At 34.9% G+C, this 23,383-nt stretch carries 24 protein-coding genes and 1 tRNA gene; 10 read left to right on the forward strand and 15 right to left on the reverse strand.

All coding sequences use genetic code 11. The features are described 5' to 3' along the window. Positions 1 to 11 precede the first annotated feature (11 nt). From yidC to epmB, 5 genes are all read right to left on the reverse strand, one after another. Positions 12 to 1,640 carry a membrane protein insertase YidC gene (gene yidC, locus J3U56_RS04185; RefSeq protein ID WP_267333578.1) on the reverse strand — a complete coding sequence of 543 codons (1,629 nt, stop codon included), beginning with the start codon at positions 1,638 to 1,640 and terminating at the stop codon, positions 12 to 14. Continuing rightward, a complete protein-coding gene (yidD, locus tag J3U56_RS04190; protein WP_323849446.1) occupies positions 1,640 to 1,963 on the reverse strand; it encodes a membrane protein insertion efficiency factor YidD in 324 nt (107 codons plus the stop codon). The genes yidC and yidD overlap by 1 nt, the downstream gene beginning before the upstream one ends. Then, entirely contained in the window at positions 1,930 to 2,286 is a 357-nt protein-coding gene (rnpA, locus tag J3U56_RS04195; protein WP_267333579.1) for a ribonuclease P protein component, read from the reverse strand. The genes yidD and rnpA overlap by 34 nt, the downstream gene beginning before the upstream one ends. An 11-nt stretch (positions 2,287 to 2,297) precedes the next feature. Continuing rightward, positions 2,298 to 2,438 (reverse strand): 50S ribosomal protein L34, encoded by a 141-nt coding sequence (gene rpmH / locus J3U56_RS04200; RefSeq protein ID WP_025314679.1) that lies wholly within the window; start codon positions 2,436 to 2,438, stop codon positions 2,298 to 2,300. A 343-nt stretch (positions 2,439 to 2,781) separates the two neighbouring features. After that, a complete protein-coding gene (gene epmB, locus J3U56_RS04205; protein ID WP_267333580.1) occupies positions 2,782 to 3,807 on the reverse strand; it encodes an EF-P beta-lysylation protein EpmB in 1,026 nt (341 codons plus the stop codon). 33 nt (positions 3,808 to 3,840) lie between these two features. Here epmB and efp point away from each other — a divergent pair, with 33 nt between their 5' ends. After that, on the forward strand, positions 3,841 to 4,407 hold the full coding sequence (efp, locus tag J3U56_RS04210) for an elongation factor P (RefSeq protein WP_065633915.1): 567 nt from the start codon (positions 3,841 to 3,843) through the stop codon (positions 4,405 to 4,407). Between the two features lie 138 nt (positions 4,408 to 4,545). Here efp and trmL read toward each other — a convergent pair whose 3' ends face one another. From trmL to thiI, 4 genes are all read right to left on the reverse strand, one after another. Further along, positions 4,546 to 5,031 (reverse strand): tRNA (uridine(34)/cytosine(34)/5-carboxymethylaminomethyluridine(34)-2'-O)-methyltransferase TrmL, encoded by a 486-nt coding sequence (gene trmL, locus J3U56_RS04215; protein ID WP_065633916.1) that lies wholly within the window; start codon positions 5,029 to 5,031, stop codon positions 4,546 to 4,548. A gap of 12 nt (positions 5,032 to 5,043) precedes the next feature. Beyond that, positions 5,044 to 6,423, reverse strand: coding sequence for an envelope stress sensor histidine kinase CpxA (gene cpxA / locus J3U56_RS04220; RefSeq protein ID WP_267333650.1), 1,380 nt, complete (start codon positions 6,421 to 6,423; stop codon positions 5,044 to 5,046). 35 nt (positions 6,424 to 6,458) lie between these two features. Then, the gene (locus J3U56_RS04225) at positions 6,459 to 7,178 is read right to left on the reverse strand and encodes a response regulator (RefSeq protein ID WP_267333581.1); all 720 of its coding nucleotides are present in this window, start codon (positions 7,176 to 7,178) and stop codon (positions 6,459 to 6,461) included. Between the two features lie 122 nt (positions 7,179 to 7,300). Next, the gene (gene thiI / locus J3U56_RS04230) at positions 7,301 to 8,755 is read right to left on the reverse strand and encodes a tRNA uracil 4-sulfurtransferase ThiI (protein WP_267333582.1); all 1,455 of its coding nucleotides are present in this window, start codon (positions 8,753 to 8,755) and stop codon (positions 7,301 to 7,303) included. Positions 8,756 to 9,139: 384 nt separating this feature from the next. On the opposite strand from thiI, the gene secG reads away from it, so the two are divergent. From secG to J3U56_RS04265, 7 genes are all read left to right on the forward strand, one after another. Continuing rightward, the gene (gene secG, locus J3U56_RS04235) at positions 9,140 to 9,511 is read left to right on the forward strand and encodes a preprotein translocase subunit SecG (RefSeq protein ID WP_267333583.1); all 372 of its coding nucleotides are present in this window, start codon (positions 9,140 to 9,142) and stop codon (positions 9,509 to 9,511) included. A 7-nt stretch (positions 9,512 to 9,518) separates the two neighbouring features. Next, positions 9,519 to 9,604: transfer RNA gene (locus tag J3U56_RS04240), tRNA-Leu, on the forward strand. A 457-nt stretch (positions 9,605 to 10,061) separates the two neighbouring features. Then, positions 10,062 to 10,382 carry a chorismate mutase gene (locus J3U56_RS04245; RefSeq protein WP_267333584.1) on the forward strand — a complete coding sequence of 107 codons (321 nt, stop codon included), beginning with the start codon at positions 10,062 to 10,064 and terminating at the stop codon, positions 10,380 to 10,382. Positions 10,383 to 10,389: 7 nt separating this feature from the next. Further along, positions 10,390 to 10,905, forward strand: a complete 516-nt coding sequence (locus J3U56_RS04250) for a ClbS/DfsB family four-helix bundle protein (protein ID WP_267343967.1) — start codon at positions 10,390 to 10,392, stop codon at positions 10,903 to 10,905. Between the two features lie 56 nt (positions 10,906 to 10,961). Beyond that, entirely contained in the window at positions 10,962 to 11,204 is a 243-nt protein-coding gene (locus J3U56_RS04255) for a hypothetical protein (RefSeq protein ID WP_267333586.1), read from the forward strand. A 155-nt stretch (positions 11,205 to 11,359) separates the two neighbouring features. After that, positions 11,360 to 11,881, forward strand: a complete 522-nt coding sequence (locus J3U56_RS04260) for a low molecular weight protein arginine phosphatase (protein ID WP_267366814.1) — start codon at positions 11,360 to 11,362, stop codon at positions 11,879 to 11,881. Positions 11,882 to 12,282: 401 nt separating this feature from the next. Next, complete coding sequence (locus J3U56_RS04265; protein WP_065798397.1) at positions 12,283 to 12,915, forward strand: LemA family protein; 633 nt, start codon at positions 12,283 to 12,285, stop codon at positions 12,913 to 12,915. A gap of 205 nt (positions 12,916 to 13,120) precedes the next feature. Here J3U56_RS04265 and J3U56_RS04270 read toward each other — a convergent pair whose 3' ends face one another. The 4 genes from J3U56_RS04270 to mukF all read right to left on the reverse strand — a co-directional run bounded on the left by J3U56_RS04270 (position 13,121) and on the right by mukF (position 19,882). Then, a complete protein-coding gene (locus J3U56_RS04270; protein WP_267366817.1) occupies positions 13,121 to 13,261 on the reverse strand; it encodes a hypothetical protein in 141 nt (46 codons plus the stop codon). Between the two features lie 111 nt (positions 13,262 to 13,372). Next, positions 13,373 to 17,791 (reverse strand): chromosome partition protein MukB, encoded by a 4,419-nt coding sequence (gene mukB / locus J3U56_RS04275; RefSeq protein ID WP_267366819.1) that lies wholly within the window; start codon positions 17,789 to 17,791, stop codon positions 13,373 to 13,375. A gap of 2 nt (positions 17,792 to 17,793) precedes the next feature. Next, positions 17,794 to 18,579 (reverse strand): chromosome partition protein MukE, encoded by a 786-nt coding sequence (gene mukE / locus J3U56_RS04280; RefSeq protein ID WP_267333589.1) that lies wholly within the window; start codon positions 18,577 to 18,579, stop codon positions 17,794 to 17,796. Beyond that, positions 18,560 to 19,882, reverse strand: a complete 1,323-nt coding sequence (gene mukF / locus J3U56_RS04285; RefSeq protein ID WP_267333590.1) for a chromosome partition protein MukF — start codon at positions 19,880 to 19,882, stop codon at positions 18,560 to 18,562. The genes mukE and mukF overlap by 20 nt, the downstream gene beginning before the upstream one ends. 409 nt (positions 19,883 to 20,291) lie before the next feature. On the opposite strand from mukF, the gene J3U56_RS04290 reads away from it, so the two are divergent. After that, positions 20,292 to 20,453 (forward strand): hypothetical protein, encoded by a 162-nt coding sequence (locus J3U56_RS04290; RefSeq protein WP_267333591.1) that lies wholly within the window; start codon positions 20,292 to 20,294, stop codon positions 20,451 to 20,453. Between the two features lie 121 nt (positions 20,454 to 20,574). Further along, positions 20,575 to 20,697 carry a hypothetical protein gene (locus J3U56_RS04295; RefSeq protein WP_267333592.1) on the forward strand — a complete coding sequence of 41 codons (123 nt, stop codon included), beginning with the start codon at positions 20,575 to 20,577 and terminating at the stop codon, positions 20,695 to 20,697. A gap of 325 nt (positions 20,698 to 21,022) precedes the next feature. Here J3U56_RS04295 and J3U56_RS04300 read toward each other — a convergent pair whose 3' ends face one another. Both J3U56_RS04300 and J3U56_RS04305 read right to left on the reverse strand, forming a co-directional pair. Continuing rightward, positions 21,023 to 22,417 (reverse strand): MFS transporter, encoded by a 1,395-nt coding sequence (locus J3U56_RS04300; RefSeq protein WP_267333593.1) that lies wholly within the window; start codon positions 22,415 to 22,417, stop codon positions 21,023 to 21,025. After that, positions 22,414 to 23,370, reverse strand: a complete 957-nt coding sequence (locus tag J3U56_RS04305; protein WP_267333594.1) for a nucleoside hydrolase — start codon at positions 23,368 to 23,370, stop codon at positions 22,414 to 22,416. Before J3U56_RS04305 ends, J3U56_RS04300 begins: the two co-directional genes overlap by 4 nt. Positions 23,371 to 23,383 lie beyond the last annotated feature (13 nt).

Genomic DNA, 23,383 nt, shown 5'->3' on the forward strand with positions numbered 1-23,383 from the left:
TACAATTAATATTATTTCTTTTTCTTTTCGTGAAGTCCCTTTTTCTCAAGTTCCCAGTAAATTATACGTTGCTGAGCAATCGTAAATAAGTTACTTACGATATAGTATAAAACTAAACCTGACGGGAACCATAAGAAGAATACTGTAAAGATTAATGGCATATAAGTCATTAATTTTTGTTGCAATGGATCAGTCACAGGTGTTGGTGACATTTTTTGAATTAAGAACATAGTTCCGCCCATTAACAACGGTAAAATATAGTATGGATCTTGTGCGGATAAGTCATAAATCCAAAGCGCAAACGGTGCATGACGCAGTTCAACAGTATTACCTAACATATAGAACAATGACAAGAAAATCGGCATTTGGATAATTAAAGGTAAACACCCTCCTAATGGATTCACTTTTTCTTGCTTATAAAGTGCCATGGTTTCCATGCTCATTTTTTGTCTATCATCACCATAACGCTCTTTTAAAGCTTGTAAGCGAGGTTGCAGTAACTTCATTTTTGCCATAGAACGATATTGAGCACGCGTTAATGGGAATAAAATACCACGTACAATAAAGGTGATAACAATAATTGAAAAGCCCCAATTACCAATAAAACTATGAATAAATTTTAGTAGATAAAATAGTGGTTGTGATAAGAACCATAACCAACCATAATCGACAACTAAATCTAAGTGATTTGCCGTTTGTTTCAATTGACTTTGAATTTCTGGACCTAACCATAATTTAGCTGCAATCGATTCTGAGCTACCCGCTTGAATCACTGTCGATTGCCCTTTAAAACCAATTGTTGCTTGTGAATTTTTAGCTGTAGCACGTGAATAAAAAAGATTGCTTTGATCTTGAGCCGGCACCCAAGCTGACGCAAAGTAGTGTTGCAACATTGCAACCCAACCTGTTTGAGTCTCGACCGCTAATGCTTTATCTTTAATATCATCAAAACTGTATTTGCTATAGTTGGTACTAGAGCTTGAGTAAGCAGTACCACGGAACGCACTTAACCCTAAGCCGCCGCCACCTTCAGTTGTTGCATCGTCAGGTAATTTTATAGTTTGTTTTAATTGACCGTACATTGAAACTTCAACAGGTGAACCACTTTGGTTGTTAATGTCGTATTGAACGTCGATAGCATAATTACCGCGATGTAAGATGTAGTACTTGGTATAAGTCACACCATTGACTTGATAAGTAAGTGGTACACGTAATTCATCTTGTCCATCAGCTAAAACATATTCTGTTTGCTCAGTTTGATATATCGGACGTTTTGAACCTTGAGAGGCATTATCTGGACCATCTTTACCGGTTAAGCCACTTTCAGCGATATAAATAAAATCAGGTCGTGAAGTCAGTAATTGAAAAGGCGTACCTGAATGTAAAGTCTGCTCATATTTTAATAATTGAGCCGCCTGCACATCACCACCATAGGTATTAATAGTTAGTGACAGCACATCAGATTTTACAGTAATTGTCTTACCTAATGTAAAATCTGTATTGGAATCTTCTTCACTTACTTGCTGAGTTAATTGATTCGTAATCGGCGGTTTAGGTGCATGATCATCTTCCCATGCTCGCCAAATTAAAAAAGATACAAAAAGTAAAACAATGACTAAAATATTACGTTGAGATCCCATTAGTGTTTTTCTCTATTGGTTTTAGTTTTTGGAGGAACAAGATCTTCTCCTCCTTCATGTAAAGGGTGACATTTTAATACACGTTTGACCGTTAGCCAACCACCTTTTATCACTCCAAAGCGTCTTAGTGCAATTATTGCATATTGTGAACATGTTGGAGTAAAGCGGCATTTAGGACCAAATAGTGGGCTTATAATACGCTGATAAAAACGAATAAATAAAATAAAAATGTTAACTATCAAAGTTTTACATGCAATAATGTGCTGTTTTATAATTAATACAATTTTATCTAGACGCTTTGTTTTTCGATAATTCGTTGACATAGTTTCTCTAACGTCGCAACAAGTTTTTGATTATCTAATTCTATCGCTGGCGATTTAGCCATCAAAATAAAATCAATATTAGGAAACTGGTGTTGATGGTGACGAAAATACTCTTTCGCTAACCGCTTAATGCGATTACGTTCATGCGATCGTTTGATCTGCTTTTTAGCTATGGCAAAACCTAAACGACAATGGTTTAAAGTATTCTTTCGTGCAACTAAAGTAAGAAATGGCGAACCCGCTCGAACAGATTCTTGGAATACATAATTGAAATCAAAGGGAGTTAGTAAACGTAACTCCCGAGGAAAAGTGAATTTAATCACTCAACTTTAAATCAGCTAGCAACAGTTAAACGAACACGGCCTTTAGCACGACGGCGAGCAAGAACTTGACGACCATTTTTTGTTGCCATACGAGCACGGAAACCGTGAGTTCTATTGCGTTTTAATACTGATGGTTGAAATGTGCGTTTCATGACGATTTATATCCAAATCTAATTTATCAACAAGTTGTAGAGTTTAAACCCTACAGCATTAATTAAAGAGGTCGGAATTATAGAATCTATTTTAGATATCGTCAATGAGATTTTCATAGAGAATTTCATAGATGATACATTATCGTAATATTTTTATCACAATCGTTGGTGGTAAAAAAGATAGCTATTTGCTATAGCGTAAAACAACATTCAAGCCTTATCCATTTTACACATAATATATTATGTCAATATTAGCCTGTTAATAACATAGACAATATGGTTTGGATTAATAACATTTAGCCTAAAAGGTTTTTAATCATGATCAAATACCAATAGGAAAACACTAATCATCAACAGCAAGTACGCGCTTACTCTTTTCACCACCAATTTCACGCGCTAACTTAGGTACTAAATAACCCGAGACTTTTTCAGCTAATTGTTTCATTATTTTTTTGGCTTGTTTATCTTCAACTAAAAAATGCGCCGCACCTTGCACTTTATCGAGTAAATGAATGTAATAAGGTAAAATACCGATATCAAAAAGTTTATTACTCAGCTCGGCTAAAATGTCTGCATTATCATTAATTTTTTTTAGTAACACACTTTGATTAAGTACTGTAACCCTATTTTGTTTTAACTGTTTGATTGCATCAGCAACATTATCATCAATTTCATTTGGATGATTGATGTGAGTAACCACGATTATTTGTAAGCGACTTTGCATAAACAATTGACAAAGCGTGGTAGTGATTCTGGAAGGAATAACCACAGCTAACCGAGTATGGATACGTAATCGTTTGATATGGGGAATTTTCGATAACGCATCAATTAAATTAGCCAGTTCGTGATCTTTTGCCATTAATGGATCACCGCCTGAAAGAATAATTTCGTCAAGTTCAGGATGATTAGCGATATAGTCTAGTGCTGCACTAACATTTTTTTTAGTACTTTGGTTATCATAGTAAGGAAAATGTCGTCTAAAACAGTAACGACAATTAATAGCACATGCCGTTTTAGTGATTAAAAGCGCACGATTATGATATTTGTGTAAGAGTCCAGCAATGTCATTATTTTGCTCTTGTAAAGGATCTTCACTATATCCATCAACTTTTAACATTTCGCTGTCACTACAAAGCACTTGCAATAAAAGAGGATCGTCGTTATCACCTTTTTTCATTCTATGAATAAATGCCATGGGGACACGCAGCGGAAATTGTTTTTTCGCCTGTAACATTGATAACGAAATAGCGTTAGGATCCAAATCAAGATAACGATAAAGCTTTTGGATATCGGTTACGACATTAGCAAGATCAAAAATCCAGTCATCTTTGTTTGGTAGTTCAACTTTTTGCTGTATAATATGGCTCATTTTTTGTAATTCAGAATGATAGTTGGAGCTTTTATGGCATCTTATAGTACTAATGAGTTTAAAGCCGGTCTTAAAATAATGCAAGATGGCGAGCCTTGTGTAATAGTTGAAAATGAGTTTTATAAACCCGGTAAAGGACAAGCAATTAACCGCGTTAAAATTAAAAAATTACTTTCTGGTAAAACTGTCGATAAAACATTTAAATCAGGCGAATCAGTTGAAGGCGCTGATGTTGTCGATATGAACTTAACTTATCTATACACTGATGGTGAGTTTTGGCATTTTATGAATAATGAAACATTCGAACAACTATCTGCCGATGCTAAAGCGGTAGGCGATAATGCAAAATGGTTAGTTGATCAAGCAGAATGTATTTTAACTTTATGGAATGGTCAACCTATCGCTGTCACACCACCAAACTTTGTTGAACTCGAAGTTGTTGAAACCGATCCAGGTTTAAAAGGTGATACAGCAGGAACAGGCGGTAAACCAGCAACATTATCAACTGGCGCAGTAGTACGTGTACCACTATTTGTACAGATTGGTGAAGTTCTTAAAATAGACACACGTTCTGGCGAATACGTTTCACGTGTTAAATAATACGGATTTACTTAAACATAAAACTTGTTTTTGTAACATCAATGAATAAAGAGGTCTAATTAAGACCTCTTTATTTTAAATACACTAACTAATCTCAAATATTCAATTAACTACAACATTTAATCAAACTTTCACTGATTATTTAGCACCAATATAATTCAGCTGACGCCAAGATTCATAAACCACCACCGCAACAGAATTAGATAGATTCATACTACGGCTATTCGCTAACATCGGAATACGAATTTTTTTATCTTGCGGTAAAACATCAAGAATAGTTGCTGGCAAACCGCGTGTTTCAGGCCCAAACATTAAAAAATCATTGGGTTTATAACTCACATCACTATGTGGTTTTTGCCCTTTAGTTGTCAAAGCATAAATCTGAGTAAGCAAATCAATTTGATTACTATCTAAAAAATGATTCAAATTTTTATAACGCTTAACATCAACAAACTCTTGATAATCAAGTCCGGCTCGTCTCAATTTTTTATCATCCCAAAAAAAGCCCATAGGCTCTATAATATGTAAATTGAAGCCGGTATTAGCACAAAGTCGAATAATATTCCCAGTATTAGCTGGAATTTCGGGCTCAAATAAAACAATATTTAATGCAACATTAGACACAACAATATCTCTTTAGTGTTTTTGTTTTTGAATTGGCAATACTATCACAATTCTTAATCCACCTAAGTGACTTTTTTCAGCTTTAATTGTGCCGTTATCTCGTGTAATGGCATTAGAAGCAATAGATAAACCTAAACCAGTCCCGCCCGATTCTCGATCACGGGCCTCACTTGTTCGATAAAATGGTCTAAAAATTTGTTGTAGCTCATTGTCGGCAACCCCTGGACCATCATCATCAATAGTAATGATGATGTCAGCCTGCTGAACAGTAAAACTGACTATAATTTGATGATGAGAATAACGAAAAGCATTACGAATCACGTTTTCAACGGCACTACATAATGCGATGGGATAACATAAAATACCCACATCAGGAAGCGCTTTAGCAATAGAAAAAGTCTTACCAATTTGTTCAGCTTCAAAAGTGGCATTTTCTAACACTGGCTTAAATAATAGATTAATTTGTTTATATTCTCGCACTTCATTATTTTTATATTGTTGTCTTGATAAAGATAATAAATCACCAATCATTGCATCAAGTTTAATCGCTTCATTATTAATTCGATTCACTTCATTACTTTCACCTTGTTTACGACGTAATAAAGAAACAGCTAGCTGTAATCGAGTTAATGGTGTACGTAATTCATGAGAAATATCGGAAAACAAACGTTGCTGTAATTCCTGCATTCGCTTTAACTCTCTTAACATATGGTTAAAACTTGCACCTGTTGCTTTATATTCCGAAGAACCTATCGTTTCAAGTTCTGGCCATTGTTGCAAGTTTCCTTTAGCAACTTCGTCTGCTGCTTGCTTTAAGCGTCTTGCTGGTTTTGCAATACTCCAAGATAGCCATAGTAAAAATGGCGAACTTATTAACATCATGAGAGTTAATAGCAAAAGAGGATGATCAAAAATCAGATTAACAAATTGTGACTGCGCATCTGAGGAAGGTTGTAAAACATACAATCGATATTGATCATTAGCATAGTTAATCAAAAAAGGGCCAATGATTTCTTGTGAGTCATAAATTTTTTTAGCCGGATCTGCAATATTATGTGATATTTCACTAAAGTTTTTAACTAAATCAATATTTTTAGTATCAGCAGTTATAAATTGGTCATTGGGCGTAAGAATGAATAAAAATTGCCCAGGCTTCTGATAATTATCCATCACAACAATAAAACGCATCCACCAACGAAAGCTATCCTTGGGGATATGAGTAAATTCTTGTTCAATTTGATTAGCAAGTATATTACCTGTTTCTCTTTCTCTATTTGCTAAATAAGTCAAATTTCTCGAATCTAAACTCGGCAATAATACAATCAGCGCTAAAAAAAATGCGATAGTGAGTAGGAAGATAGTGAAAATCCGAATAGTTAAACGATCAAAAATCCACATATCACCAACACCTAAATTAAAATATTACGTCAATTTTGTAACAAATCATCATGACTATCAATAACAAACAAATATCCTTTTGAACGTAGCGTTTTGATCCAAGGCAATCCATCGCTACGCGGTGGAAGTTTTTTACGCAAATTAGATACATGTACATCAATCGAACGAGCTAGTGGAATAAACTCTTTACCTAACACAGTTTCGCTCAGCGTATCTCGGGATATTATTTTACCACCATTCTCAAGGAGCTTAAGTAAAACTTGAAACTCAGTGCCCGTTAAATCGATATATTGATCATCATAATAGGCTGATTGCTGTTTACGATTTACGGTAAGTTTATCAACAGTATATTGTAAAGGTAAATTACTATCATCATTTACAATATTATCCCAGCGCGTTCTTCGCAATAATGCATTTATTCTTGCAATGAGTTCCCGATCGTTAAATGGCTTTAAAATATAATCATCAGCACCCAGTTCAAGACCAATAATTTTATCCATTTCATCGTCTTTTGCTGTTAAAAATATAACTGGAACAGTACACTTGCTTCTAAGTTGGGATAACACATTAAGACCATTCAGTTCTGGCATCATTATATCAAGTAGAATCAGATCAAAAGTTGAATCAAACTTTTCTAAAGCTTCTTTACCATTATTTGCTGTTTCAACTTGAAAACCTTCTAATTCTAGTAGTTCGCATAATAATGAGGCGATTTCTGGATCATCATCAACTACAAGCAATTTACTCATTACAATCCTCTTTTATTCATTTATCGCATTTATTTTTTGGATTAAATATAAAATTTGTATTTTCACTCAATTATTATATATGCAAAAAATGATAGTCTGGTTAATAATATGGTAAATAATTGTTAATTTGCATAATTTAACACCTTTACATTATGAAAACCTTGTTCAATTAAATACAGTGCTTGTAATTTGCTCATGACACCCCTTGCACAATAAAGCAAATATTGTTTATTTTGATCCAAATCACCGAATTGCGTTGCCAATTTATAAAAAGGAATTAACTTAATTTCAACATCGGCTAACTGTAAAGGATTGTCTTCTTGCTCTTCAGATGAACGAATATCAATAACAACATGATTATTGTGCAAGGTAGAAACGGTCTCAACTTGCTCAATTGAAGTATCTGATTGCTTAGCTATTTCTCGAATATCAATATTTTCAGCTTGTTCGACGGCCTTATCAAGTATTGAAAAATCGAAATTTAGCTCTTCTGCTTCAATTTTCTCTTTCACGGCTTTTACTGTTGGGCTTTTTGAAATTACGCCACAGAATTCGGGCATGGTTTTAGCAATATCTTCTGTGCCAATTTGCCGCGCTAAGTTAATAATTGTTTCTTTATCATGGGTTATCAATGGTCTTAAAATTAATCTATCGCTAACATTATCAATTAAACGTAAGTTTGTTAATGTTTGGCTTGATACTTGCCCTAACGCCTCGCCGGTAACAAGCGCTTCAACGTTATAACGCTGAGCTATTTTTGCTGCAGCACGAATCATCATCCTTTTTAAGATAACGCCCATTTGACCATCATCAATTTTTTCTAGAATTTCACCCACAACGTTAGAAAAATCAATGGCAATAAAGCGAACTTTATGAGATGAACCAAACCGTTCCCATAAATAGTGAGCCATCTGTTTAACACCAATTTCGTGAGTTTTCCCCCCTAGATTGAAAAAGCAATAATGCACTCTACAGCCACGCCTAATTAACATATAACTGGAAACACCTGAATCAAATCCTCCTGAAATAAGTGATAAGACATCTTCTTGAGTTCCAGTTGGAAAGCCACCTATTCCACAGTATCTGCCTTTAACTAATAATAATTTATCTTTATCAATTTCAAGGTTCACCGTGATATCAGGTCGAGTTAATTTAACTTTGGCTGAGGCAACATGTTGATTTAATCCGCCACCAACATAACGCTCTACATCAATTGAAGTAAAATCATGTTTTCCTCGACGTTTAACTCGAACACAAAACGTTTTGTTTTCAATAAGAGGAGCATAGTAATTTAATGCTTTTTCGTAGATGTCATGGACGTCAACATAAGTGAGCTCTTCAACGGCTAAGATATGATGAATACCAGGAATACGCATTAGATATTCTAAAATTTGATTTTCACTATCGACAATTTTTGGGCGAACTTCAATATAATCCCAGTGACGAATAACCGCCACTTCTTTAATATGATTTTTGAGAATATTGCGAATATTACTGGTTAATATTTTAATAAAACGTAAACGTACAGAATCACTTTTGATGGTAATTTCAGGGAAAAGCTTAACAATAAATTTCATAAAACGAGCATGGACTATAAATAAAAATGGCGTCTATTATACTGATTTTCACAAAAAACACACAACCGAATATCGCGATATCAATCTAAACGGGTCGGCAATATCATTAAATTAGACTTAGCCATAATATAAAATTGTTTTGAAAACTGTTTACTATATTGATTATATAAAAAATATGAAGATTAATTTAAATTTTTAGTAAAAAAAGATTTTTATTAATTTTAATACCAACGCTAAAAAATATTAGTAGTCATCGATTTAAACACTTAAATCTTAAATTATACCAACAATAACTTAAATTTTACTTGCTTGTTGGCGAGTCTTTCGCTAATATTTCGCAAAATTAAATTCTGTTGTATAACACATAAAAATTGACAGGTTGAAATGTACGAACTTTTGATTATCAGTTATTTGATTATCGCAGTTGCGATCATCGTTTTAGTTTTAATCCAGCGAGGGAAAGGCGCCGATATGGGTTCGTCTTTTGGTGCTGGTGCATCTGCAACGTTGTTTGGCTCATCTGGAAGCGGTAATTTTTTAACTCGCACAACAACGTTACTCGGTGTTTTATTTTTTATACTAAGTATTATTTTATCTAATTTGGGCAGTCGCAGCCATATCACTTCTAGTGGTGAGTTCAATAATATTGAAGATAATGCTCCTGTAACCACGCAACAAACTACAGGTCAAGCACCGACAGTAGATCCTGTTATTCAATCTGAGAATAAAAATCCAACATCAGATATTCCAGAATAAAAACGGCGCCGTGGTGGTGAAATTGGTAGACACGCTATCTTGAGGGGGTAGTGCTCTAAGGGCATGCGGGTTCAAGTCCCGCCCACGGCACCAATTCAATATTCAGTAACATTCTTTAAAATCCTTTAAACCACATCAAAACCTGTATAAACAAGGCTTAAATCCTGTTTTACTATTTCGTAAGCATCAGTAAGACACATTTACAACCACATTTTTTAGTTATATGTTTAGTTATACAAATCTCGTATAACTACCGTTTTAACAAATACTCAAATAAAAACAATCAAGCCCAGCGATAAAATTACTCATTGTTTGACAGTGGAATAGATATTTACGAGTTAAAACGAGTTATAGTAAAAATAATCCCCCCAAAAAGCTACAAAGATATAATTCAAATATCTCGCTAACAATATAAAAAATAGATAAAATCGAGTAATTTTGGCGGGTTGCAGTTAAATATAATTCAAAATTAAAAATTATGATTAATAGTTTTATATAAAACAGCATAATGCTAGGATAGTCATTAATAAATTTTAACAGGCTAAATATCATGCAATATAATCCTAAGTTAACACCCCAAAAATGCTGTAATATGGACGATATTCGTTCAGAGATAGATCAGATTGATCACACTGTTATTAAGCTATTTGCAGCTCGCTTTGAATATGTTAAAGCTGCTAGTGAATTTAAAAAAAGTGCTAGTGCTGTAGAAGCCAAAGCCCGTTTTGACACTATGCTTGAGCAACGAAAGCTTTGGGCCAATGAGTTAGGACTAAATGGTGATATTATTAAAGCGTTATATGCTAATTTGGTTCGTTATTTTATTGATGAAGAATTAAAGCAATTTAAAAATAAAGCAAAAAAAGGATAGTTTGTCTATGGCTTATACCAGTAAACAACAGTTATTGAATGAAATAAACAAAACCGCTAAATTATTTATTGAAGAATTTAATACATTAACAGAATCGCAAAAAGATCAGTTAATTCATGGTGTCGATCGTACTCCTGCGCAAATGATTGCTTATCAGTTAGGATGGTTGGATCTTGTTAAGTCTTGGGATGATGATGAACTTGCAGGACAAACCCCAACATTACCAGCAGAAGGCTACAAATGGAATCAGTTAGGCAAATTATATCAACACTTTTATAAGATTTATCAGGATTATTCATTACAAGAACTAATTACATTATTTAACCAGAAACTTGTTATCTGGAATAATTGGATTGAATCTTTGGATGATGATACGTTATTTATTAAAGATAGACGTAATTGGACTAAACCTTTCCCTGAATCTTGGACCGTAGCGCGCTTTATTCATATTAATTCTGTGGCACCGTTTAAATCATTTCGAACCAAAATCAGAAAGTGGAAAAAGTTAAGTGAACAAGTTTAAATATAAATATAAATATAAATTAAAATTAATATTAATGTAATCCAAATAGGAATGATATGGCTTTTTCAGAAACAGAGCGACAACAATTGTTACAGCTAAAATTTGTGGGTGGCAAAATTATTGACAGACTTGAACAAATGGAACTTGATTCTTTTGATAAATTACGCCACGCCACTTTAGATGAAATTCTAAGCAAAGGCGCATTATTAACAGGCTCAACTTGCTGGAAAAACAGCCATCAAGCTAAAACCGCCATAAATAATATTTTGTATTTAGTTAAACAAAACGACAACAGGTAAACATAATCGGCTTCTTGTTTTTTTATCATATTGTTATTTGATAAATCGAAAGCTAATGAGTTATAACACTATGATAAACATTGTATTTAATGTTATTTAGTATAAAATTTGCTTAAAATTGTAATAAGCCATTGATAAAGGATAAAGGAAATAGAATGTCTATGTTAAAAAAATTTTTAGTTTGTTTATTTGTATTTTTTAGTAGTTCTTGCTTTGCATTAGATCATATTGTTACATTTGTTTGTACTGGTAATACGGGACGTAGTCCAATGGCTGAAGCCTTGGCAAATGATTATGTAAAAAAACATAATCTAAATATTATCGTGCAATCAAGAGGTGTGAATGTTGATCCTAAAGAAACCGCACCAGAACAAGGGACAGTGACGGTATTAAAACAACATGCTATTGATATCTCATCACATAAAGCAACACAATTAACAAAAGCGGATATTGATAAATCAGAATATTTGCTGACTATGACACAAAAACACAAAGCAAAAATTTTAGAACAATATCCGCAAGCAAAAGGTAAGGTTTTTACATTATCTGAGTTTTCTACAGGTAAAAATGAAGATCTTTCAGATCCCTATCAAAAACCTTTAGAGGCTTATATCAAAGTAGAAAGTCAATTAAATGAATTTTTGCCATTGGCTTTAAACAAAATAGCAAAAGAGTGATAGTGAATTTACGTTCCAGTTGGTTAAGTGAATGAACCGCCTAAAATGGCGGTTTTTTATATTTCATCATCTAATTAATTATGCCTATCATAACTTAAAGTAGATAGCATTTTTAACAATTCTATAATTAACAATAAGTTGTAAAAACTAAAAATATATGATACCGTTCAAATCGCTTTTGCCAATTTAATAATAAATTGGCAATTAGCCCCCTTACTATTGTGACCAAAACAACTGTTTTGGACATCTATAAAATAGAGGCTCCCTGAGTAGTGTAAATGATATAAATTCACAAAAACGAGTTAGTGATCATTTAATCTTAGTTGTGAATATTATGCTAATAAGATTAGGGAAATTTATTCAAATAAATAAAAAATATACAATTATTTAAAAGGTCATTTATGTTTACAACTTTGATTATAATTCTCATCCTTATCATTGGTTGGCTGTTTTTTGCATATAATAAACTTAGAGGTTTAGCCGAAAATGTCAAACAGAAACAATCAAATATCTATGCAACAATCAAAAAAAGACACGATATAGCACAACGCCTTTCTGATATAGCATCAAGCTATGGGGATCATGAAAAATTAACTCATTTTACCATTACTGAAAGTGATAGTATTAGCCAAGCTAATGCAGCCTCATCAGAAGCCTCTCATATAATAGGTAATGTTCAAATGTTGGCAAATCGATATCCAGATTTAAAGGCAAATACAACATATCAACAATTGATGGTTCAATTAGACGAAATTGAAAATACTGTTCTAGAAAGACGAGAAGCTTACAATGCTGCAGTGCAAAACTATAATGCAACTCGTGGTAGCATTCCACATTTATTTTACGCTAGTAAATTAGGATTTAATGAAGCTTCATATTTTGAAGTTGACGAAAATGGTATCGATCAATTAGCTTCGTTTAAAACTGATGATGGAAAAATTTTAAGAGACACTATGGGTAGAATGGCATCGGTAGCCTCACAAAGCGTAAAAAAAATGAAAGAAAAAACCAGTAACAATTCAGAACAAGATTAATCCAACCAACAATTGTGATTGTAAATACCTTCTTAGCTTTTAAGGCAAAGAAGGTTATTTTTTATTGATGATTTAACAAGTTTATTTCACAACTAATCTAAAAAATGATTAAGCAAGTTTTTATATAAGCATTAATCTTTCCTTAAACTTTTTGACAAGTCACGCGACTATAAATTGTTACCACGACAAGCAGCGATACCTTCGTTTACAATGGACACCCTTTTACATAAATGTTTAATGCAATTTCTGCATCACCATCGATATTATTAACAGCAAGACCAGACAATAGCTGCAAAAAATTATCAGCTATAACGGGCAACAATGTCATAACTTTCGCACAAAACATTGTAAATCATCGAGATATATAAAATGATATTAATGAAGATAAATATACAGAAAAGGAAAGATTCGCCGATAATACTCGGCGAAATCTGTTTAAGATAATATCAAATAAAAACTAAGCAAAACCTTTTAAACCAACCACATGTACATGTTCTTGGTTATTCATTACTTTACGCACCAGTTTATAAGTAGTCCCTTTTTCTGGGCTGATATTTTCTGGTGCTGCAATAATCAACTGCATTTCGAGTCGTTCACACAGCTCAAATAATGTGGCAATTGATTTAGCATCCAATCGGGCAGCTTCGTCTAAGAATAATAAGCGACATGGTAAAATATCTTTATTACGTAGACGTTTTGATTCTTCTTCCCAACTTTGAATGACCATCAAGAGGATTGACATACCAGTACCAATTGCTTCACCAGTTGATAATGCGCCACTTTCCGCGCGTAACCAACCATCAGCACCACGATTAACTTCAACATCCAGCTCGAGATAGTTTCGATAATCTAACAGCTCTTCCCCAATATTTTGTGCAGTTCGTTGCCCCATATCAATATGTGGATTCAAACGTTGATAAAGTTTAGCTAACGCTTCCGAGAAGGTAATACGATTATTGCTAAACAGATCTTGATGCTCATTTTGATCATCGGCTAATGCAGCTAATAATGATGAGTGCGCTTCACGAATGGTAACATTTAAGCGTACACCGTTAACTTGTCCAAATGCCACAGCCTGTAGACCTTGGTTAAGCATACGGATACGATTTTGTTCACGTTGGATAGTTTTTCGAATAATGTTTGCCACACTTTTCGAACTTATTGCTAACTGTTGCTCACGCGAGGTTAATTCTTCAGTTAAACGTGATAATTCAATTTCCATTTGCTCAATTGCTTCAATTGGATCATCTGTTTTGACAATATCTTGACGAATTCGTTCACGAAGATGTTTATAAACCGCAATATAAAATTGAATTTTGCGTTCCGGACGTTTTGGATCTTCAGATAATCGTAAAACATCACGTAAATGTTCATTATCATTCACAGCCAGACGTAATGAGCCCAGCGCCTTATCTGACATTGAGCGCAGTTCATCAGCACTTAAATAAGCTAATTCTCGACGATGTAATCGTCGTTCAACGCTATTTTCTTTGACGAGTCGTAAAACTAAGCACCAACCAGCTTTAGCTTCAACAACCTGTTCGCGTAATTGTTTATAATCACGGAGTGTTTGAGCTAAACGTTTTTGCATTTGCGTCATTTCGCTTTCACACATAATTAGTTGTTTTTCTAGCGAACTACAGTGCTGACGGTTACTGTTTAATTTTTGATGGATCTCATCACGACGTACCCTAGCCCTCTCTTCCGTGATGGCATCGGCTTTAACACCAATTTGTTCAATCTCTTTATGCAGTTCATTAAGCATGTCACGTTTAGTTTCAAATGCACTTTTTAATGAAGCTAATGTTTGATTGTACTGGTTATACTTATCTTGATACTGCTGCATTTGACGACGAGCATCGGTTCGCTGTGCTTCTACAATATCTAACCGAGCACGTAACTTTTCGTTCAAATCAGCATTTTCATTCAACATGCCGGCTGAATCTTCATAACTAAAATGGGCTCGGCGTTGCATCACTTCAGTAAGCGCAAACACCTGTTGACGAATCGTTTGTTGTTGCGACTTAACGGTATTATATTGCTCACGTAACGCTTCGTTCTGTTCTGGGTCACTTTGTAAAACGGCCACAATAGGCTCAAGCTCAGAAACCGTGTGACGATTGCGACCAACATATTGTGCAGCATCTTGTGCTTCGGCAACTTGTTCGCGTAGATCATCAACTCGATCTGCTAAATCTTCATCAACTAATAAATGCATTTGCGCAACTAAACGATTAACCGTTGTTAACTGCTCTTTGCAATTAGCTACCTGCTGTTGATTCTGCTTATCTATTGCTTCTTGCGAGGATAATTGACGCTCAATCTCATTGCGTCTTGTCGCTAATTTTTGAGCTTCAGCTTCGGGATCGATATCAAAGGCAACCGATAAATATTCACCAATAAATTGACCCACATTTTGTTCTATACGTTGTAATTTTTGTAAATCAAACGAGATAGTAGCATAACGTTCATGAAGTTCATCACGCTCTGCCGATAATTTTTCCAGATGAACTTCACGAGCAGCTCGGCCAAATAATGGTACCGTTGGAAAGCTGGAAAAGCGCCATTGACGATCACCAGTTTTAACCAATACCGCTTTATTCATCTCTTCACAATCAAATACACTGTCGTCAAATGAAGAAGGATCGCCTTCAATAAAATAGATATCTTCAGGGTAGTCTTCTTCGCTAGCAGTAAGATTTTCGAGCTGGGTTTTGACTAACGACAAATCAGGTACCACAATCGCTTGTCTTGAAGGACCATATAATGCCGAGAAATAAGGCGCATCGTCAATAGTCACATCTTCATAAATTTCTGAAAGAAGAACACCATTAAACCGCTCAGCTAATGCCGATAAACGGCCGTCATCAACACCACTAGGTTGATTGAGTTGTTCTATTTGTGTATCTAATTGAGTTCGTTTAAAGGTTATCTGATCGCGCTCTGTAACCAATGTTCGTTCTTGCTCAAGCAGCTGCTGCATATGTTGCGTGACAGCTTGACTGTGGGTAAAACTTTGTCCGGTTTGTTCTTGTAAGGCAATTAAAGCATCTTGTGCTTTTATCCACATTGGTGCTTTTTGTCGATAATCGGCTATTTTAGATTGAATTTGTTCAAGTTCTTGTCTAAATTCAATGCGTTTTTCACTAGATTGATTAGCAAGCTCCGCATTTTCATCTAACTGAACTTCAAGTTCCTGTTTTAGTTCATCAAGTTCATCATAATTAACATGTCGACCAATACGTTTGCAAAATTGGTTTAATAATGATTCTGCTTCTTTTTGTTCAAAAAAGCGTTGTTCAAGCTCATCAAGCTGTAATTGTAAATGTTCAGCTTGTTCAGCTTGATAACATTGTGAAGGCCATTGTCTTAGTGCTTCTTTAGCAGCAGTAAATGCTTCACTACGAACAACATCACCAACCAGTTTTATTACAAGTTGATAAGCACGATCAAACTGATTAATTGCGGCATCAGAAACACTTAATCTTTGTTCAAGCTCTAAAACTTGCTCTGTAATCTCTTTTTGTTTTTCAGCAAAAACGTCAAAGTGATTTTCAATATTACTGATCCCCAATTTTGGTAATTGGCATAAAGACTGTGCATTTTTCAAAGCTTGCAAAGCTTGTTGATACTGAATTGCCCGTGTTTGCTGCACATCAAGAGCTTGTTGATAATCAGCTAATTGCGTTTTTATTTCATCCACTTCTTGTTCAGTTTGTTCAGCCTGATCACGGTAGCTTTGGTACTGTTCATTCGCTTCAATGACAACTTCATTTTGTTCTTCAAGTTTTAGATTAAGATCATCTAAGTCCGCTTGATAGCGATCAATTTTTTCTTGTTGGCGTAAAGCTGTTTGCGCTAGATTAAGATGGTCATTTGCCGCTTGTAAATCAGTTTCTAGGTCATTTTGGGCTTCTTGAAACTCTTTGAGCTCTTTTGCCATTTCAACTTGACGATATTGATGACTGATTAACAAATCTTGCGTTTTAAACATATCTCGACGCAAACCAAGTACCGATTCAATATGAACACGGCGCTCATTAGCATGGCGCATATAATCCGCTGCCACATAATTTGTTGATTCAGTAATCAGGTGTTTAAATAGATCGCGATCAGATTGCGTAACGCGAATCGCTTCTAATGTCATGCGATTTTCACGTAGTGCTGCTTCCATATCCTGAAAAGCTTTACGTACACCACTGTTTTCAGGTAATAAGTAATCACGAAGTGAGCGGGTAATGGCACTTGAAATCCCACCATAAAGTGACGCTTCAATTAATCGGTAATATTTACTACGATCAGATGAGGTACGTAATCGTTTTGGTAATATACCAAAATCAAACATCACTGAGTGATAATCAGTAATAGAGTTAAACTGTTTAAAAATCACGCCCTCTATTGATTCAATTTTATCTTTTAACTCAGGCAGTGATAAGATTCGTGCTTGTTTATCATTTACTCTTTCTGTCACTAATTCGGTTGGTTTGATTTCAACAGGTAAACCTTGTATTAAAAAAGGTTTAATATCGACTTTTTTATCACGACCCGCAACTTGCTGTAATCGAACACCACATATAATCCGTTGGTGACGTGAATTGATCACATCAAGCATCGAATAACAAACACCGGGTTTTAATTTACCATGTAGACCTTTATCACGAGAGCCTGATGTTGCACCAGCTTCGGTAGTATTACGAAAATGTAATAAGGTTAAATCTGGAATCAATGCAGTAACAAAAGCCGCCATGGTGGTTGATTTACCTGCCCCATTCCCCCCAGAAAGTGTGGTGACAAGTTGATCTAATTCAAATGTTCTGGCAAAAAAGCCGTTCCAGTTAATTAAGGTTAAGGAGTGAAATTTTCCGTGTTCAATCATAATTATTCAATCTCCTCGTTAACTTCATCATCTTGTTCATCATTATTATCATCTAAGATAAGTGACGATTCAATTTTGATCGCTTCACCATCCCGAATTAAGCGTAATTGTGCTTCTTGCGCATCGTCACTACTGCGCACATCGGCGCCAAAACGGAAAATAGATTCATTAATTCGAAAACGGCTGCTGTCATTACCGACAATAAAAAAGATCATACCTAATCTACGCAGACGGTTTAGGGCTGTTTTAACTTTATCAAAAAGTTTTTGCCGATCTAAATCCGATCCGGTTGAACGTTGGTTGACTAATTTAAGTAATTTACTTTCGTCGGCTAACGAAACAAGCTCATCAAAGAGTTCTTGTAAAGTAAAAATGCCTTCATGCGCAAGTCGTTCGGGACTTAAATAGAGGTAACAAAGTACTTTACCAACAAGCATATCTAACTCTGATAGAACAGAACGAGGAATTAATGTTGTTGATCGAGGACGAAGATAGAAAAATCCTTCAGGTGCACGTATTAGCTCAACATTATAGCGTTGATAAAATTGTTCAAGTTCAAGTTGAAAATCCATTAAAAAGGCATGTTGATCGAGTTCATCAATACCTATATGACGCCCAGAACGAAGCAAACTATCCAACTCGGGAAAAATAGGATTAGCAATCGCTTGAGCTAATTTTACCGGCATGTATTTATCGATTGACGCTTGAGAGCTCGCTGCAATACGCCCTATAACCTCATCAATATGATGAGCGGTTTGTTCTAATTCTTTAATATCTGTTGATGACATGTGCTTGTACCTTAGCTCCATAATCGTTGATAGGTTTCCATTCGGCAGGGATACCGAGCAAATCATCTTCGGCAATACCTAGACGAATAGCTTGATCGATAAATAATCTTGCAATATCAAAATGTTGTTCACGTGGGAACTGTGCTAAATAGCTACGAATGGCAACACTTATATCAAGTGGTTTATTTTGTTGTTTAAAAACCAATAAATTTTGTTCAATATGCGCAATAATGTGTTCTTGAAGTTCTTCAATCATTTCATATTCAAGTTCTGATGGTAATTCACCTGTAACTTCAGCTTCATGTAAAGCAAGTTCTTCATCACGCATATCAAGTAGACGGTCGGCATTAGCAAAAGTCAGGGACCAAGGTAAATCAAAATAGCTCTGAATCGATTTACGTAATCGTTGAGAAAAGACGCGATTTTTATCTAAATCAATTGCTGTACGGATAAATTTATGAACGTGTCGGTCATAACCTATCCAAAGATCTATCGCTTTTTGCCCCCAACCAATAATTCGATCTAGCTTACCTTGTAGATCAATTACCACGTTATTAATTTTATCTAAATCAGGATTATCTAATGTCGCATCTTGAATTAACAATAAACTGGCTTGAAGTTTATCACCCGCCGCTGCCAGCGTATCTTGCAATTCGCGTAATGTTTGCGAAGTTTCGGTTAATAGCCCTTCACAACTGGTAATGGCAGCTTGCCAGTCTTGACTTAATAATGCCGAGATATTTTGTTTTACATCGGCTTGCTGCTCATCCATCACACGTTGAGTAATATCAATACTATCAAATATTTCAGCAACTGAATATTTTAGTGGAGCAAACACATTTCGATGCCAGTGTAAGTCATCACCACCTTCAAGTGCTGCATCAGCAGCTCGTTTTAACTCTTGAGCAACAATGGATAATTGGATAGACAAACGTAACGTTGAAAACTCCCGCTGACGAATATAGTAATCAGAAATACCAATACCTAATGGTGTCAAACGATAAATAGAATATCCATCAGTCATTTCGCTAGCAAAACGCGTAATTAGGCGCTGACGCACTAAGTCATTAATGGCATTATTTGCTCGAACAGTGATGGTGTCTTCACTCTGTTCAAAAATTTGTGAAACATGCCTGAAAGCATCAATTAATTCAGATTCGGTCATTTCACCATCAAAACGCTCGCTGTTTAATACGGCAATCGCCAATAAAAATGCAAGCCGTTCCACTGGCAAATTAATTGAAAAATCATTCTTTTTTGCCCAAGAGACCAATTCTGGCACTGATTGGGAAAAATCCATCATAGCGGTTCCTTAATTAAAGACACTCAATTTTTAAACGTATCTTAGAAATAATATGAGAAACACAATATATTGTGCTAAAGACAAAATATTATCGATTATATAACAATTTGTAGTAGTTAAAAATAACTAAGTTTGAGATTTATCATTTAACTTAATTAAAAAGCAACAAAGTCAATTTAATTAAAAATTACCTATAATAATTACGATTTTCTGTTTTTTATTTTCGCTCAATCCCATTTTTTGTCGTTAAAAAGATCAATGACAACAAAAAAATAATTATCATAATTGAATTTTAATCTTAAATAATCTTGATATGTTATGGAATTAATTGTTTAATTATTGTACCATTTTTAACTTATAGTTATATTAATAATGATAATGGTTATTTTTTTTATAAGGGAGAAAACAAATGAAAAGTCTATTATACATACTTTTAGCTGGATTTGTCGCATATGTTGTGTCAAAAGCCGTTTCTGCAAATGAAATCGATACAGTACACCGTGTTGTTCAGCAGCAGGGAGTTTTAAGTGAAAATCATTTAGAGAGTGGAGATAAACCAAATAGTCTCTGACAGTTCAGTCATTACTTTCATGATTAGTTAGGATTGTTGATCTTGTAACGCCTGCACGTTAATTTTGTCACAATTGGCGTGTTAATAATGCTGCTGCTTGTTGTAGTAGTTGAGTTTAATTGTGCATATTGATTTAATGGGCACGCAAGGTAAGACTGTTGTTTACCGCGTGTCAATAAATAAACCCAAAATCACCGAAGATATTGCACTCCCACTAGCTGAACAATCCATTCCACAAAATTAAAACTTACAGATGCTTTCTTTATTATAGTTTTAAAAGAGAATGATCTAATCAGCAATATGCTTGCTATTATTGACGTTGTGAATAATGTCGATAAAGCAAATAATCAAATGATAAAAATCAAGTCATAATCGCGCTATTTAATTGAGTGTTAACTATCATTGTTGCTATAAGTAGTTTTCAATTTGAAAAAACCACTCAGCCACTTAAGACAAGTTTTTAACAGCATAGTATCTACACTTATGCACAACACAGAACTCATAAAATTGAATTTGATTTTGGTATTTTTAAAAAGGTAAAAACGGGATGGGTTATCCCGTTTTTTTAATTAATGCGTTACTTCTGCATTGATTGGTCGAGGAATTAAGAAACTACTAAATAACGCTAAAATAGTAATCACTAATCCTACTAAAATACCATTAAAATACCCCGTCATTGTATTACCATTTATCATCTGAACTGCGGGTAACAACGCAAAACTTAATCCTGCACCTAAGTTAAATGCACCGGCATTCATTCCAGGTAAAAATCCTTGATTGTCGGCAGGTGATAAGACAACACCTAAACCATTTAAAATAATATTGGCCATGCCTGCGTAAAAAACACCTAGTGCAATTACACCGATTGATAAGATAGGTAAGGAATGCACACCATAAAATAAGATCACTAAGATACCAACAATACAACCAATCAAACCCAATTTGAGGACATTGTTATATCCGATCGTTGGTGCTAAGCGACCAGAAAATGGTCCAACAAACCAACCAATTAAAGCATAAGGTGTCAACAAAATTAATGACGCCCAATCAGGATTTAGACCAAATCCTATATCATGATTTTGCGCAAGTGACATAACTAAACCATTGACTATGGCAAAAATACCTGTCATGGTTAAGGTTGTTGTTAACAATAAAGCCCAAGTAGCACGTTTTTTCAGATGCGTTGTTGTCACCAAAGGTTGCTTATTTCGTTTTTCGACATTCCAAAATAAAATAAAACAAACAATGGCAAACACGGTTAAGCCAGTAACAATTAACCAATTTGCATTAGCTAAATTACCCGCTTCATTAAGTGCCAATAATAATGCAGCAAGCGTTAGGACAATTAATATAACGCCTAACCAATCCATTTTAGTTCCTGCTGAAGGCTTGGATTCTGGAGCAAAACGATAGACAAGATAAGTCGAAATAGCTGCAACCACAGCAATTACCCAAAATACAGAACGAAAGCCCCAATAAGTAGCAAGTAAACCACCTGCTATCGCATCCACACCAGCAATACCACCATTTACTGCGGTGATAATGCCCATTAACATGCCATATTGTTTGACATCTTTTACTTCGTAACTCAGCATAAGTAAGCAAAGTGGAACAACAGGACCAGATACGCCTTGAATAATACGCGCTGCATATAATACTTCAATATTAGGTGCAACAGCAGCCAATATTGTTCCTATTGTCATAATCAACAACATAACCGTTAATACTTTTTTACGACCTTTGATATCACTCAAACGAGGAAGAAAGAGTGAAAACAGTGCTGCCGCAGTAAAAAAAGAAGTTTGTGAAAATCCAACAGCTGCATCATTGGTGCCTAATTCTTTGGCTATAGTCACTAATACAGGACTTAACATACTTGCATTGAGCTGAAAAGCAACACAAGCTGCAAGTAAAGCAACCATTAATGTTAAAATACTTTTTTTATTGTTGCTTTGTGCAATCATACATTTACCTCACCAATTCGCTGTAACGCATCAACGATTAAATCCCAAAAACCTGCATGATCAAGTTTTGTCGCCACTTGTGTATGGCAAGTTTCATCGACTGGAAAACGAAAATCAGCAACAGTCATGCCTAAAGTTAATGTTCCTGTGAGCTCTATATCAACAGGAACTCGTCGAGTTTTAATTAAATCCGGATTAATAACATAAGCTACAGCACAAGGGTCATGTACTGGTGGATAAGTAAAACCTTGTGCTTGCTTATACATTTTTCCGAAGAATTCAAGCATTTCAAGTACAAATGTTGCTGGTTTTGTTTTGATTGCTGAGATTTTTTCAATTACTTCAGGTGTTGCGAGAGCTTGATGAGTCAAATCTAATCCCACCATAGTCACAGGCCATTTTTCATTAAATACTATATGGGCGGCTTCTGGATCGATTTTTATATTAAATTCAGCAACTGCACTCCAGTTACCAACATGATAGCCACCGCCCATCAAAACCACTTCTTTCACTCTTTCGACAATTTTGGGTTCTTTGCGCGCAGCCATCGCAATATTAGTTAACCCACCAGTTGGGACCAAGGTAATGGTTTTGGGTGGATGAGCCATAATCGTATCGATAATTAAATCAATAGCATGTCTAGAGTCCAATTGTATAGCAGGTTCGGGTAATACAGGACCATCCAGACCTGAATCACCATGAATATCTGGTGCAATTTCAACATTCCTCACTAATGGTCGAACAGCACCAGCGGCAAAAGGAATATGAGTTATGTTAGCAATACGAGCAACTGATAACGCATTACGGGTCACTTTTTCTAATGTTTGGTTCCCGACTACAGTTGTTACCGCTAATAATTCAATATTAGGATTCCCATGCGCCAATAACATGGCAATAGCGTCATCATGACCTGGATCACAATCAAGAATGATTTTTTTAGGTTGATTTGTCATTAAGCGTTTTCCT

The organism is Gilliamella sp. B2824, from assembly GCF_026536245.1.
GTDB lineage: Bacteria > Pseudomonadota > Gammaproteobacteria > Enterobacterales > Orbaceae > Gilliamella.